The 13,228-nt window shown below is 49.2% G+C and carries 17 protein-coding genes; 1 reads left to right on the forward strand and 16 read right to left on the reverse strand.

The annotated features are described in order from the left end of the window. Positions 1-79 precede the first annotated feature (79 nt). The 7 genes from JOD01_RS10810 to rpsB form a co-directional block, all read right to left on the reverse strand. Positions 80-1,234 (reverse strand): 1-deoxy-D-xylulose-5-phosphate reductoisomerase, encoded by a 1,155-nt coding sequence (locus JOD01_RS10810; protein WP_204518327.1) that lies wholly within the window; start codon positions 1,232-1,234, stop codon positions 80-82. Positions 1,235-1,270: 36 nt separating this feature from the next. After that, complete coding sequence (locus JOD01_RS10815) at positions 1,271-2,059, reverse strand: phosphatidate cytidylyltransferase (RefSeq protein ID WP_204518328.1); 789 nt, start codon at positions 2,057-2,059, stop codon at positions 1,271-1,273. A gap of 19 nt (positions 2,060-2,078) precedes the next feature. Beyond that, entirely contained in the window at positions 2,079-2,837 is a 759-nt protein-coding gene (locus JOD01_RS10820; RefSeq protein ID WP_204518329.1) for an isoprenyl transferase, read from the reverse strand. Positions 2,838-2,940: 103 nt separating this feature from the next. Continuing rightward, entirely contained in the window at positions 2,941-3,498 is a 558-nt protein-coding gene (gene frr / locus JOD01_RS10825; RefSeq protein WP_204518330.1) for a ribosome recycling factor, read from the reverse strand. 4 nt (positions 3,499-3,502) lie between these two features. Next, a complete protein-coding gene (gene pyrH / locus JOD01_RS10830) occupies positions 3,503-4,225 on the reverse strand; it encodes a UMP kinase (RefSeq protein WP_204518331.1) in 723 nt (240 codons plus the stop codon). A 112-nt stretch (positions 4,226-4,337) separates the two neighbouring features. After that, positions 4,338-5,225 (reverse strand): translation elongation factor Ts, encoded by an 888-nt coding sequence (tsf, locus tag JOD01_RS10835; RefSeq protein WP_204518332.1) that lies wholly within the window; start codon positions 5,223-5,225, stop codon positions 4,338-4,340. 102 nt (positions 5,226-5,327) lie between these two features. Further along, positions 5,328-6,032 (reverse strand): 30S ribosomal protein S2, encoded by a 705-nt coding sequence (gene rpsB / locus JOD01_RS10840; RefSeq protein WP_204518333.1) that lies wholly within the window; start codon positions 6,030-6,032, stop codon positions 5,328-5,330. A gap of 295 nt (positions 6,033-6,327) precedes the next feature. Between rpsB and JOD01_RS10845 the strand changes: the two genes are divergently transcribed. After that, positions 6,328-7,257 (forward strand): MBL fold metallo-hydrolase, encoded by a 930-nt coding sequence (locus JOD01_RS10845; protein WP_204518334.1) that lies wholly within the window; start codon positions 6,328-6,330, stop codon positions 7,255-7,257. A gap of 47 nt (positions 7,258-7,304) precedes the next feature. On the opposite strand, the gene JOD01_RS10850 is transcribed toward JOD01_RS10845, so the two are convergent. From JOD01_RS10850 to JOD01_RS10890, 9 genes are all read right to left on the reverse strand, one after another. After that, entirely contained in the window at positions 7,305-8,096 is a 792-nt protein-coding gene (locus tag JOD01_RS10850; protein WP_204518335.1) for an endolytic transglycosylase MltG, read from the reverse strand. Further along, positions 8,089-8,595, reverse strand: coding sequence for a DUF6115 domain-containing protein (locus JOD01_RS10855; protein ID WP_204518336.1), 507 nt, complete (start codon positions 8,593-8,595; stop codon positions 8,089-8,091). Before JOD01_RS10855 ends, JOD01_RS10850 begins: the two co-directional genes overlap by 8 nt. 63 nt (positions 8,596-8,658) lie before the next feature. Beyond that, positions 8,659-8,973, reverse strand: coding sequence for a hypothetical protein (locus JOD01_RS10860; protein WP_204518337.1), 315 nt, complete (start codon positions 8,971-8,973; stop codon positions 8,659-8,661). Between the two features lie 27 nt (positions 8,974-9,000). After that, positions 9,001-10,413, reverse strand: a complete 1,413-nt coding sequence (locus JOD01_RS10865) for a DUF342 domain-containing protein (protein ID WP_204518338.1) — start codon at positions 10,411-10,413, stop codon at positions 9,001-9,003. A 37-nt stretch (positions 10,414-10,450) separates the two neighbouring features. Next, positions 10,451-11,239: a FliA/WhiG family RNA polymerase sigma factor gene (locus JOD01_RS10870; RefSeq protein ID WP_204518339.1), complete on the reverse strand. Its 789-nt coding sequence runs from the start codon at positions 11,237-11,239 to the stop codon at positions 10,451-10,453. A gap of 19 nt (positions 11,240-11,258) precedes the next feature. Further along, on the reverse strand, positions 11,259-11,642 hold the full coding sequence (locus tag JOD01_RS10875; protein ID WP_204518340.1) for a hypothetical protein: 384 nt from the start codon (positions 11,640-11,642) through the stop codon (positions 11,259-11,261). Between the two features lie 2 nt (positions 11,643-11,644). Further along, positions 11,645-12,130, reverse strand: coding sequence for a chemotaxis protein CheD (locus JOD01_RS10880; protein ID WP_204518341.1), 486 nt, complete (start codon positions 12,128-12,130; stop codon positions 11,645-11,647). Next, complete coding sequence (locus tag JOD01_RS10885; protein ID WP_204518342.1) at positions 12,117-12,746, reverse strand: chemotaxis protein CheC; 630 nt, start codon at positions 12,744-12,746, stop codon at positions 12,117-12,119. The genes JOD01_RS10880 and JOD01_RS10885 overlap by 14 nt, the downstream gene beginning before the upstream one ends. Before the next feature lie 2 nt (positions 12,747-12,748). Further along, complete coding sequence (locus tag JOD01_RS10890; RefSeq protein WP_420829081.1) at positions 12,749-13,228, reverse strand: chemotaxis protein CheW; 480 nt, start codon at positions 13,226-13,228, stop codon at positions 12,749-12,751.

The raw sequence follows: 13,228 nt of genomic DNA on the forward strand, positions 1-13,228 counted from the left end.
AGCGACCAAAAAAACATGCTGCCCATTGTAGGTTACAGGTATGCCCGTCTTAGCAAAATACTGAGAATCCTGATCTTTTTTACCGTGCAGCAAACTTTGCCGCCTGCGTCCGCGCCCATTGGTCGCATTCGAGGATTTCCTCCAATGAAGGCTGGGCAACCGATTCATGCAACTGGCAAACCTGCTCAACGATTTGCTCAATCTGCAGAAACGTAATCTCACCTTGCAGGAAGCGCGAAACTGCGATTTCATTTGCTGCATTCAATACCGCTGGCGCCGTTCCGCCTGTTTTTCCGCAGGCATACGCCAAGCTCAGCAGCGGATAACGGTCAAAATCCATTGGAGCGAAGTGCAATGTCGCTTGTTTGCTGAAATCAAGCCGCTCTGTCTCCAATGGCAACCGCCCCGGATAGCTGAGCGCGTAAAGAATCGGTACCTTCATATCAGGAGTTCCCAACTGGGCTTTTACCGCTCCGTCTTTATATTCTACCATAGAATGAACGATGCTTTCATAATGAAGCACGCAGTCGATCTGTTCGTACGGCAGGTCAAACAGCCAATGGGCTTCGATCACTTCAAATCCTTTGTTCATCATTGTAGCAGAGTCGATCGTAATTTTCGCCCCCATGCTCCAGTTTGGATGGCTCAGAGCTTGGGCAACGGTCACATTTTCCAACTCAGAGCGCGACCGATTGCGGAATGAACCGCCGGATGCCGTAATGATGATCCGCGACAAATCTTGCCGCCTCTCCCCTGCCAGACATTGAAAAATGGCGGAATGTTCACTATCGACCGGAATAATGGCAACGCCTCTCTCCCGCGCCGCCTTCATCACCAGATGGCCTGCGCTGACCAGCGTTTCTTTGTTGGCCAGCCCGATCGTTTTTCCTGCTTCGATCGCAGCCAATGTCGGGGCAATTCCTACGCTGCCGACGACTGCGGTCATCACAAAGTTGGCATCAGGAAGCGCCGCTGCCTGCAACAAGCCTTCTTCCCCGTAGCCGATCTCCGGCTGTCTGGCATCTCCGAGCAGCGACCGCAGCTCTTTTGCGGCCGCTTCCGAGCCTACAGAAACAAACAAAGGATGGAACTCTTGAATTTGTTCCGCCAGCAGTCGCACGTTGCTTCCACCCGACAAAGCTACGATTTGGAACTTTTCCGGATGCTGTCTCACTACTTGAAGCGTGCTGGTTCCGATCGAACCCGTTGAACCCAGCAATGCAATTTTTTTCAATCGGTTCACCCTCTACTCCGTTGTAATTTCGTCTCTTTAGATCATTCCTGAAAGATGAAGGATCGGAAAGACAAACAGTAAACTGTCAAAGCGGTCCAAAACGCCTCCATGGCCAGGCAAGATTTGTCCGGAATCCTTCACCCCAAAGTGGCGTTTGATCGCAGATTCCACCAAATCACCCAACTGACCGGCTATTCCGATCGTCAAGCCGATGCCGAGCACCTGCCCGAAAGAAAACGATCCCCCGAGCTGGTTGAGCAGCGCCACCACCAAGACAGCCAGCACCAGCCCTCCCAGCGAACCTTCCAACGTTTTATTGGGACTGATCGCCGGCCACAATTTGCGTCTGCCGACCGCTTTGCCAACGAAATACGCGCCCGTATCGGTGGCCCAAATGCCGAAGACCACCAAAAAAGTCAACAAGAGTCCATGCTCAGGCAAATTGCGCGTTGCCAGCATGTAGGTAAAACCGTAGCCTATGTATAACGCCCCTAAAATCGTCAGGGCGACATGTTCGATATGAAACTGATTCTTGCGCCAAACTGAGTAGATAAATAGCAACAACATCACTGGCAACAAGACATCCCCTACTGACAGCTCCATGGACGAGGCAAATGCCACATTTGGCAGCAGAATGCCCAGCATTAAAATGAAGCTGAACAAACTCGCCATACTAAAAAGAGGGATTTTGGCCATGCGCAAAAATTCATATAGTCCCCCCAGAGCTAACAGCAAAACGAGCAAAGAAAACCAGCTATTCCCCAAATAGACAATACCAATAAAAATAATGCCTCCAATTAGCCCTGTTACGATGCGCTGCTTCAACTGCGTCCACCTCTTCGACTTAAACCGCTCCATAGCGACGAGCTCGCCCTTGATATTCTGCAATAGCTTGATACAGATCTTCTTTGGAAAAATCCGGCCACAATACGTCGGTAAACCAGAATTCCGTATAGGCCAGTTGCCACAGCATAAAGTTGCTGATACGGATCTCTCCGCTTGTGCGAATCAACAAATCGGGATCAGGCAAATCTTTGGTATAAAGATGCTGGGCAATCGCCGCTTCATCCACATTTTCCAGTTTGACTTTTCCTGCCTGGATCTCTTCATACAACTCGGCAAACGCCTTGACCAGTTCTTTGCGTCCGCCGTAATTCAACGCGAAGTTAAGCTGAAGCCCCGTGTTTTTTTCGGTTTTTTGCTCAGCCAACAACAATGCTTCAAGCGTATGTTTCGGCAAGCCTTCCTTGCTGCCGACCATGCACACGCGCACGTTTCGTTCCATCAATTCATCCAATTCAGTCGACAGAAATTCCTGCGGGAGTTTCATCAAGTAGTCGACTTCATCTCTCGGTCGTTTCCAGTTTTCTGTCGAGAATGCGTACATAGTCAAAATTTTGACGCCGATCTCATCAGCTGCCTTGGCAATCTCCTTGACCGTTTTCATTCCCGCCCGATGGCCGGCAATTCTGGGCAAACTTCTTTTTTTCGCCCATCTGCCGTTTCCATCCATGATCACGGCGATATGTTCAGGGATATTTCCTGACTCCTCCAACACTGGCTCTTCTTTTCGCAACCATTTGCGAGTGAAATGTTCTATCATCAAGTTTTCCCCCAGAATGAGAGATATAGACATAAGTCCCCCTCATGGGAGGGGGATTTGACTAATCGCTAACCAAGTATCCATTTTCTTATTGTAATGCTTTTTATACTTCCAGAATATCTTTTTCTTTTTCTTTTGTAATTTTCTCGATATCCGCAATGTATTTATCGGTTGTTTTTTGAATGGTTTCTTGGTGGCGGCGGGATTCATCTTCAGAAATGGTCGCAGCTTTTTCCAACTTTTTGATTTCATCGTTTGCATCCCGACGGATATTGCGGACTGCTACTTTTGCTTCTTCCGCCATTTTATTGGCCATTTTCACCAAATCTTTCCGGCGTTCTTCCGTCAATGCCGGTACCGCAATCCGAATAACGACTCCGTCATTGGTCGGGGTCAGGCCAAGATCTGACTGTTGGATCGCCCGATCAATGTCTTTCAGCGCAGACTTATCCCATGGCTGAATTTGCAACAGGCGAGGTTCCGGTGCGCTTACGTTGGCCAACTGGCTGATCGGGGTCGGGGTTCCATAATAGTCTACCATCACTTTATCCAGCATAGCCGGATTGGCACGTCCAGCGCGGAGACTGGCCAAATCTTTTTTCAGCGCAGCAATCGCCTTGTTCATACGTTCTTCCATGTTTTTCAAGACTGTTTGTGGCATAGTGTTATTCCCCCTTTACAATAGTGCCGATCTTTTCACCCATAACTGCACGTTGGATATTGCCTTCTTCGGTAATGGAGAAGACAATTAACGGAATATTATTGTCCATGCATAAGCTGGAGGCGGTCGAATCCATGACGCCAAGTCCTTTGTTAAGCACTTCCAGGAAAGTTAACCGGTCATACTTTTTCGCGTTTGGATCAACGCTTGGATCTGCAGTATAAACCCCATCCACCTTATTTTTCGCCATCAAAATGACTTCGGCCTCGATTTCGGCGGCGCGCAATGCTGCAGTCGTATCCGTGGAGAAATAAGGATTTCCGGTTCCGGCGGCGAAAATGACCACCCGATTTTTCTCCAGATGGCGAATGGCTCTTCTCCGTATGTATGGTTCTGCTACCTGACGCATTTCGATGGAAGTTTGCACGCGTGTCGGAACACCGACCTTTTCCAATCCATCCTGCAGAGCGAGCGAATTCATAATGGTCGCCAACATGCCCATATAATCGGCGGTGGCCCGATCCATTCCTTTTGAACTGCCGGAAAGACCGCGCCAAATATTCCCGCCTCCGACAACAACAGCTACCTGTACGCCAAGTTCAACAATTTCTTTAATTTGATTGGCAATGGAAAAGATGATTTTCGGGTCAATCCCATATCCCACTTCTCCAGCCAAGGCTTCCCCACTCAACTTTAGCACAACACGTTTATAGGCAGGAAGTGGCATTCCATACAGCCTCCATTTCTTCAATCTATCCTGTCTTTCAAGATATGCCGCAATACGCTGCAGTTTGTTTTAAAAATAGGGAACACAAAGGTGTTCCCTACTGGAGCAAAAATTATTGTTTATTCACTTGCGCCATTACTTCTGCCGCGAAGTCTTCTTGTTTTTTCTCGATTCCTTCGCCGACTTGGTAACGAACAAACGTTTTCAAGGTAGCGCCCGCTTCTTTCAACAAAGCGCCAACTTTTTTGTCCGGATCTTTGACGAACGGTTGTTCAACCATGACATATTCCTCAAAGTATTTGGACAGGCGGCCTTCAACCATTTTCTCAACGATGTTGGCCGGTTTGCCTTCAGCCAAAGCTTGGTTTTTCAATACTTCACGCTCACGTTCGATTTCATCCGCAGAAACTTCTTCACGGTTGGCAAAACGCGGGTTAGCAGCCGCGGCGTGCATGCCGAGATCTCTTGCCAGCGTTTCGTCAGTTGTTCCTTCCAGGGCAACCAGCACACCGATTTTACCACCCATGTGCAAGTATCCGCCAAATACGCCATTGTCGGATTTCTCCAGGACAGCCAGACGACGGAAGGTGATGTTTTCTCCGATGGTCGCGATTTTCTCGCTGATCACTTTGGAAAGCGGATCGCCGTTTCCTTTGAATGGTTGTTCCAAAGCTTCTTCTACGCTAGCAGGATTTTGCGAAACAACATGTTCCGCAATATCTTTTACCAAGGTTTGGAATTCAGGGTTTTTCGCTACAAAGTCTGTTTCGCAGTTTACTTCGACGATTGCCGCCCGGTTACCATCTACCGCGTAGGAAGTAAGACCTTCAGCCGCGATACGACCCGCTTTTTTCGCCGCTTTGGCGATTCCGCGTTCACGGAGCAAGTCAATCGCTTTTTCCATATCTCCATTTGTTTCTTCGAGCGCTTTTTTGCAGTCCATCATCCCTGCGCCTGTTCTTTCACGCAGTTCTTTCACCGCTTGTGCACTGATTGCCATTGCTATGTACCTCCTTGATATAACAAGAATTTGGGTCTATACGGTAGAAAAGGTGGACGGGGTTCTGAAACCCTCAGTCCACCCTCAACGATTGACTACCTTTTAAGCCGTAGTGGTTTGTTCTCCGCCTTGGCTTCCTTCCAAGATCGCATCAGCCATTTTGCCAGTCAACAATTTTACCGCACGGATCGCGTCATCGTTACCTGGGATAACATAATCGATCTCATCAGGGTCGCAGTTAGTATCTACAATCGCAACGATCGGAATACCAAGGTTGCGAGCTTCTGCTACTGCAATGCGTTCTTTGCGCGGATCGATAACAAACAAAGCGTCCGGAAGTTCGTCCATGTTAGCGATACCGCCCAAGAATTTTTCCAAACGTTCCATTTCTTTACGCAGAACGATAACTTCTTTTTTCGGAAGAACAGAGAAAGTACCGTCTTCTTCCATACGTTTCAGTTCAGCCAAACGAGCTGTCCGTTTTTTGATGGTAGTAAAGTTGGTCAAAGTACCACCCAACCAGCGTTGGTTGATGTAGTAGTGACCAGTACGTTCTGCTTCTTCTTTAACGGATTCCTGTGCTTGTTTTTTTGTACCAACAAACAGGATTTTTCCGCCGTTTGCAGCGAGATCGCGAACGAAGTTGTACGCTTCTTCCACTTTCTTCACTGTTTTTTGCAAATCAATAATGTAGATACCGTTACGTTCGGTGAAAATATAGCGAGCCATTTTTGGGTTCCAGCGGCGAGTTTGGTGTCCGAAATGTACACCAGCTTCCAGCAGCTGTTTCATAGAGATAACCGCCATATTATCACACCTCCTTCAAGTGGTTTTTTTGTGCCAACCTCCGCCCTTCGCATCTTTCAGCAAGACTACCATTGCGGCAGCACCCTTACTGAAATTGAAAGACGTGCGAATTCAACACCGTAAAAAAATATATCACATGGGTTTTGCAATTGCAAGAAAGGAATTGAGCAGAATGTGAAAATGTGAATTGACAAATCGCTCCAACTGCCATATAACCATTTCGTCAACCATTTTTAACGCTGTCCCGCTGTCCCATGCCGACGCTATTTTTGACTGAGAAATGAGGTGCCGCACCATGTTCTTTCACAGAAAACGCTATACCAATCTTGACGACGTTCCAACCGGAAAAACATTCGGTGAAATGCTGCAATGGCGCAAAGAGCGAAAAGCGAAAATCAAAGATCTGTCATACACGATCCCCCAATGCCGGGAAGTCGATCTCGCCTTTCTGAAAAGAAATCGTACCGCCCCTCTGCTCGTCTGGATCGGCCATGCATCCTTTTTGTTGCAAATTCATGGTCTCAATATTTTGATCGATCCTGTCTGGGCCAATCGGATGGGTTTTGAAAAGCGGTTGAGTCCCCCTGGACTGCCGTTGGACGAGCTGCCGCAGATCGATATCGTGCTTGTCTCACACGGCCATTATGACCATCTTGATTTCCCGACATTGCGTCGCTTGCAAGGCAATCCGCAATTTTTCGTTCCGATCGGGCTGGGTCGCTTGTTCCGCAAAAAAGGGTTTCGGCGGATCAGCGAGTTTTCCTGGTGGGAACAAGCCGAGCATGGCGGTGTCTCCTTCCACTTTGTTCCTGCCCAACACTGGACGCGGCGCAGTCTGTTTGATACGAACACGTCCCATTGGGGGGGATGGGTTATCCAGTTCGGACAGGAACCAGCGCTTTACTTTTCCGGCGACAGCGGCTACTTCCGCGGGTTCCAGGAAATCGGCGAGCGTTTTTCGATCGGAATCGCTCTGATGCCGATTGGCGCCTACGAACCGGAGTGGTTCATGTCCAACCAGCATATGACGCCCGAAGAATCGATCCAGGCCTTTCTCGACCTGCGTGCCAGTCTGTTTATTCCGATGCACTACGGTGCGTTTCGGCTGGCCGACGATACGCCCAAGGAGGCGCTGGATCGATTGCAGCGCGAGTGGAAGCGCCGCGAGCTGCCGTCTAAACAACTGCGGATCTTGCAATTGGGCGAAATGTATTGGCCAACATAAAACAAAACATCCACATTGTCAGGGGCAATGTGGATGCGAGCAAGCAGTTACTCCGTTGGGGGTGTCGTGATCAGCTTGATCAGTTGATCCATCGTTAAGTTTTTGCTGAGCTGATAAGTGCCCGCCCGTATACGGTCAACTTTTTGCTCGGCCTTCATTTCCGCCACAAACCCGTTCACATCGGCAACGAGCCCCGCCTTGTGGAGCAGCTGTCCGACTTGATTCGTGGAATAACCGCCGGGGATTCTCACCTCAACGGTTGGCTCTGATACAGTTGGCTGCCCGGGCTGTTCGACCTCGGGGGAGGCAGGGACAGCTGGTACAACAGATTTGTCGCTGTTCTCTTTCGACGCGCTCACCGCAGCGGACGGTTGAGCCGGCGTTGGCGCGACTGGTTGCTTCGCCGAAGCGGCTGGCTGCTTCACAGAAGCGGTTGGCTGCGCTGGGGACGATGGCGTCTTGCTGTTTGGAGCGGACGGTGAAGCCGGCGTTTGCGCCTTGGGCGTACTTGCTTGCTTGGGCGCTGCGGGAAGCGGTTGCAGATGTTCGGAAACAGGTTCTTCCCCAGTCGCTTTCTCACCGGTTGCCGATGACGTCTCGGCTGGCGGCTTGTCATCGCTTTTGGCTGCTGGCGATTGTTCGCCTGCTTGGGCGCTGTTTTGTTGAAGCTGCTGATATTCTTCTTTTGTCAATACAACCAGATCGTAGGTTTGCGCTGCCGCTTGCAGTTCCTGCTGTGTCAGCGGCCGGGGCGATTCATCAGCAGGATAAACCAACAAGTATCCGCCGGCAAACAGCATTCCCGCACCAAAACCCAATAACAGGCTGCGTCTACTCATGTTCTGCCCCTCTTTCTGCCGGACTGGCCAGAGAAACAATCAGCTCGATTTCGCCCCGCCCGGCTCCCAGCGTTTTGGCGATCTCGTCCAAAGACAGCCCTTGCCCTTTCAGCTCAAACACCCGACGATAGCGTTCGCGCAAAGCCAAAATATCGGACTGATCCTCCGCACGTGTCTCCTCTTCTTCTGTTGCCTGCTTGCGCTCGCCCAGCGAACGGACTTGAACAGTCAATGCTTGATAGCGAGCTTCCGCCTGTTCCAACTCTTGTCGTAACGCCGCCAGCTCGCTGGCCATCTCGTCTTTGGTTTGCCGCAGTTCCGCGCGAACTTTTTCATTTTCCTGCTTGATCTGGCTGACAAATCGCTGCAGTGTCCGCTCGATCTCCTTCTGGTCCAGCGTACCGGACGCTTCCGCCTTCGGACTGCGCTGTTTCAGAAAAAGGGCAGCGATCACGATCAGTGCTCCTGCCCCTAAAAGTATATATATTGGCTGTTCCACTTACACTCACCTTTTCATTGAAAAGAGTTCCGTTTGAGCCGTTCAGACGGTTGGTTGGATACACTAGAGCGAAATATCGATAAAACGTCCACGGAACGGATCATGCATCAAATGCTGATCGGAACCCTTTTGACCAACCGGTGATTCTGTCTGATTCTCCCAACCGGACGATTTTTTCCTGTGACGTTCTTTTTCCCGTTGTTCCCGAATTTTCCCTTCAGCCGACTGCTCCAGTTCACCAACCCGCTGGCCTTCCTGCTGGATGGTCTTCAGTTGTTCCGCAATCTCCAGCAATCGTTCATGATTGAATCGCTGCTGCTGTTGCTCCTGAATCCGTCCAACCTCTTGCGTGCGCGGCAAAGCGCTTTGTAATTCCACGACTTTCAGAGTCGCTCATCTCCTCTGCTATACAATCGTGACCGTCGTAATTTCACCCTGGATTACCATAAAGCGAGCGCGCGATATTTCCTGCTTGATGAACCGAACCAGATTGCCAAAGACCAATTTGATGCCTGGATACATAATTGTGCTGGCTTCGATTTTCGCTGGAGTTTCTCCTTCCAGTTCAATCTCCAGCTCTTTCTTTCGGGCTTCATGCGTTTTCAACTCTTTCTCCAGAACCAATCGGGTATTGGCCAGTTTGACTTGCAATGCTTTTTTATCTGGGGAAAGCTCGCCGTTCGCGGCAAGAATTTGTGACAAGACATTCAATCCCTGCTCTGTTTTCCGCATGTTTTCGTATGCAACCTGAATTTGTCTTTTCAATTGGACCAATTCTTCGCGCAATTCCGGTTTCACGCCAACCTCCAACACGGTAGGTGTCGAACTGGAATTGCCGATCACTCTGGCGACGATCTGTTCGCCCGCCTGCAACGTGCCGCCAATAATAATGCCTTTGGCTCCATTGCAGAAAATATTTTTTCCTGCTCGCACATTGGAAAACATGATGCTCTGCGATACAAATATTTCATTTCCCGCAGTTACGTTGCCATTCTGGATAAACGACGTTCTCACATCGCGGCCGGCTTTGACAAACCCTTTTTCCTGCGCCACGATACCGCTTTTGATTTCAATCGAACCGCCCGCCTCCAGCTCGGCCCCTTCCACATTTCCCAATACCCGAATATCTCCGGACGCCTTGATCCGAAACCCGGTTGGAACACTGCCGCGAATGATGACATTCCCGATAAAATCGATGTTTCCGACACTGAAGTCAACATCGCCGTTAACCTCATATATTGGGAAAACGTTTACTTTATCTTTGTCGGTAAAGGAGACTTGTCCATCGATCGCCGCATATAACAGCGTCCGGTCCTGATTAAACACGACGTTTTTCCCGGCCTTGATCGTAACCTCTTTTCCAGCTTTCGCCGGAATTTTGATTCCTTTCACGCTCATTCCCGCCTCTCCCGCAGTCGCCGGGATCTTTTGCGCAATCAGCTGCCCTTTGGAAATATTGGCAATCGTGTTTAACGAGTAATAATCGACGCGGCCGTCGTCCAATTCTTTCGGTTTGTGTTCATCCGTCTCTTTTTTTTCATAGGGGTATTCAATTTTTGCATCTGTCCCCGGAACAGGCGGCAAGCCAACGGCAATCAGCAAGGGCTGGTTTACATATTTTTGGGGAGACTGACATAGTTGTTCGATCGCTTGCTCGATGATCCCGTATGTGATGCCGCTTTGTTCCAGCGCCTGGCGTACCTCTTGTTCTGTTACAGTCACATCCATCGGTGACTGTGACGCCCGAATGGTAATTTCCGCCTTCAATTCATCTTTCGAGATACTGACTTCCAACCGCTTTTCGCCTATCCCTTCCATTTACATGCTCCCTCTCCATGAAAAATGTGATCTCCCTTTATAATAATTGAGATTTCCATCTATTTAAACTGGAACGGAGACGAAAAATTGCTTTTGAATGCAATTGTGAGATTCTGGATGGCGATAAGTTCATTGCTTCAGCAATTTCAGTTAAGGTCAGTTCTTCAAAATAAAAAAGAGAAACAACCAGCCGCTCTTTTTCCGGCAATTTGTCAATCGAATGAGTCAATACTTCTTTCAAGCTTGCCGTTTCCGCAACCGACTCAGGACGAGGCGTCACTTCATCCACCAAATAGGTGTGACGTGCCGTTTTTTGCTCATCCTCATCCCCGACGGCCTCGTCAATCGATACCATTGAAGCCAGGGACGTGTCAAAAAAGACTTGCTGCAGTTCTTTTTCGCTAATCCCCAAATATTCACTGACCTCTTGATCGGTGGGTGTTCGCAGTTTCTCCTGTTCCAGTATCGTATACGCTTCCTCGATCTTTTTCGCTTTATCACGCACGGTACGCGGAATCCAGTCATTTTCACGGAGTCCGTCAATCATCGCTCCCCGGATTCGCCACATCGCATATGTTTCAAATTGCAGGCCGCGCGTATGGTCAAATTTGGACAATGCGTCCAACAGTCCAAAACGGCCGTAGCTGATCAAGTCATCTTTATCGACGTTGCTTGGCAAACCGATCGCTAAACGATTTGCCACCTTTGTCACCAATGGCAAAAATTGCGTCACCAGCTCAACTTCAGCCTCGCGATTACCTTCCTGCTTCCACGAAATCCATTTATCAAACTGCTTTGCTTTTTCGTGATTGTTCAGTCGAGCCATGAATCAATATCACCAGCCTTTACTCATCAGTTAACCGCCTGACGGCATTAGCGATCGTTGCAGGATCAGTTGCAGTTGCTGTTCGTTCGATTTTTGGAACGGTCAATGGTACAAACGAATCCACCGAATCCTTTTGCGACGATTCGGCCGATTCTGGTTCGTCCTCTGGCGTGACGAGATCTACATGGTTACCTGATTTTGCCTGCGGCGCATCGGCCGGCTTCGTGCTCGTGATCAAAGATAACAGCCAACGAACCGGGAAAGCAACAAGAAAGAAAATAATGAATGCGATGAATGCCCGCAGGAAAGCAACGGAAAAAACATTTGCGCCGAGAGCAGAGATAAATGTAGCGATAAAGGCAATCATGCCAAAAATGAGTTGAAAGGCAATTTTCCGGACCATAGTTAAACTTCCTTAACTCCTTGATTTACTGTGCGAATTTGCAGAATCCCCGTTTCCGCGTCCATTTCGATGGTGCGACCGCAGTTGCCGCCTGTATCTTCAGCGACAATCTTGATGTGGTTTTGCTCCAAAATGGCTTTGCAGGCATCTACATTTCGCGGACCTATCCTCATCGTATCATTTCCACCCAGGAAAGAAAACATTTGTGCGCCGCCCGCCAATTTGGCGGTCAAATTGTAGGCGGACGCTCCAACGGCCACCATTTCTTTGATCAACTGCGGGATCGCCGTATCGGCATACTTGCCAATGTTGGTCTCATTCCCTTTTCCTAACGAAGATTCAGGCAACATGACATGCGCCATCCCCGCGATCCTTTTCACTTGATCGTACAAGACAACCCCGACGCAAGAACCAAGACCTGTTGTGCGCAACCGATCGGGCGAGTGCGCCACTCCCAAGTCAGCCATACCAATTTTAATAATCTCCATTTAACGGAACTCCTAATGCCACGAATAATTTCTCAAAAAAGTCGGGGTCAGGAATAAGGAAAAAGTGACCGTTGACATCCTGTTCTCCGCCGAGAAAGGCGGTGTCGATTGTTAACACATAATCACCGGCGCGGCACAACTCAATCAAGCCATAGCTGAGAATCGCGCCTGCCATGTCGATGGCGAGAGCCGGCACAGATGGCTGCAAGTTCAACTTGGTAAAATCGGACAAAGAAGAGAGATAGGAACCAGCCAAAATATTGCCAATCTCGTGCAAGGCGGAAATTTCCAGTTCAGAAAGCATTTCTTCCTGACTCTCCTCCATCCCGATCAACTGTTTCAGCAGGTTGCGGGCGGAGCCCAGATCAACAATGAAAAACATGTTGCCTGGGCATTCTCCTTCCACCCGCAGAAAAATGGCCACAACCAGTTCTTCCGCACCGCCAACCGCATCTGCGATTTCATCAAAGGTAATGATCTTTACCTGGGGCACTTTCATATCGATCTCTTTTTGGATCAATTTGGACAATGCAGTCGCGGCATGTCCTGCACCAATGTTGCCCACTTCACGCAAAACGTCAATTTGAAAGTCGCCAAATTTATCAATGCTAACCATGGTCAAACCTCGAACGAATCAAGCTGTTTCAACTCGTCGGTATTTAACACCTTGTCCAAATTCAGCAAAATCAACAGGCGCTTCTCCAGCTTTGCCACTCCCCGCAAGTAAGCCGCTTCTACTCCTCCGACCACTTCCGGCGGTGGTTCGACGGCATTGACCGGAATATCGATCACGTCATTGGCGGCATCTACAATCAAGCCGACTTCAAGTTCGCCCACGGCGACGATAATGATTCGGGTAGCTTCCGTGTACTCTGTTTCCTCCAGGCCAAACCGCTTGCGCAAATCGATAATCGGGGTGACGACCCCGCGTAAATTGACTACGCCCTTGACAAAAGCAGGTGTCCGCGGAACGCGTGTAATATGCTCAAATTTTTCAATCGATTTCACCTGTTCCACTTCGACTCCGTATTCTTCATCTTTCAACCGGAAGACGATGACTTTAACTTCCCCTGTGACTTCATTCAGTTCCATTGCCAT

The organism is Brevibacillus fulvus (genome assembly GCF_016908525.1).
Lineage (GTDB): Bacteria > Bacillota > Bacilli > Brevibacillales > Brevibacillaceae > Brevibacillus_G > Brevibacillus_G fulvus.

Coding starts and splice junctions, on each gene's coding strand:
- JOD01_RS10820 (WP_204518329.1), bottom strand. CDS start 2,837: ATGATAGAACATTTCACTCGCAAATGGTTGCGAAAAGAAGAGCCAGTG.
- frr (WP_204518330.1), bottom strand. CDS start 3,498: ATGCCACAAACAGTCTTGAAAAACATGGAAGAACGTATGAACAAGGCG.
- pyrH (WP_204518331.1), bottom strand. CDS start 4,225: ATGCCACTTCCTGCCTATAAACGTGTTGTGCTAAAGTTGAGTGGGGAA.
- tsf (WP_204518332.1), bottom strand. CDS start 5,225: ATGGCAATCAGTGCACAAGCGGTGAAAGAACTGCGTGAAAGAACAGGC.
- rpsB (WP_204518333.1), bottom strand. CDS start 6,032: ATGGCGGTTATCTCTATGAAACAGCTGCTGGAAGCTGGTGTACATTTC.
- JOD01_RS10845 (WP_204518334.1), top strand. CDS start 6,328: ATGTTCTTTCACAGAAAACGCTATACCAATCTTGACGACGTTCCAACC.
- JOD01_RS10850 (WP_204518335.1), bottom strand. CDS start 8,096: ATGAGTAGACGCAGCCTGTTATTGGGTTTTGGTGCGGGAATGCTGTTT.
- JOD01_RS10865 (WP_204518338.1), bottom strand. CDS start 10,413: ATGGAAGGGATAGGCGAAAAGCGGTTGGAAGTCAGTATCTCGAAAGAT.
- JOD01_RS10870 (WP_204518339.1), bottom strand. CDS start 11,239: ATGGCTCGACTGAACAATCACGAAAAAGCAAAGCAGTTTGATAAATGG.
- JOD01_RS10875 (WP_204518340.1), bottom strand. CDS start 11,642: ATGGTCCGGAAAATTGCCTTTCAACTCATTTTTGGCATGATTGCCTTT.
- JOD01_RS10880 (WP_204518341.1), bottom strand. CDS start 12,130: ATGGAGATTATTAAAATTGGTATGGCTGACTTGGGAGTGGCGCACTCG.
- JOD01_RS10885 (WP_204518342.1), bottom strand. CDS start 12,746: ATGGTTAGCATTGATAAATTTGGCGACTTTCAAATTGACGTTTTGCGT.
- JOD01_RS10890 (WP_420829081.1), bottom strand. CDS start 13,228: ATGGCAATGGAACTGAATGAAGTCACAGGGGAAGTTAAAGTCATCGTC.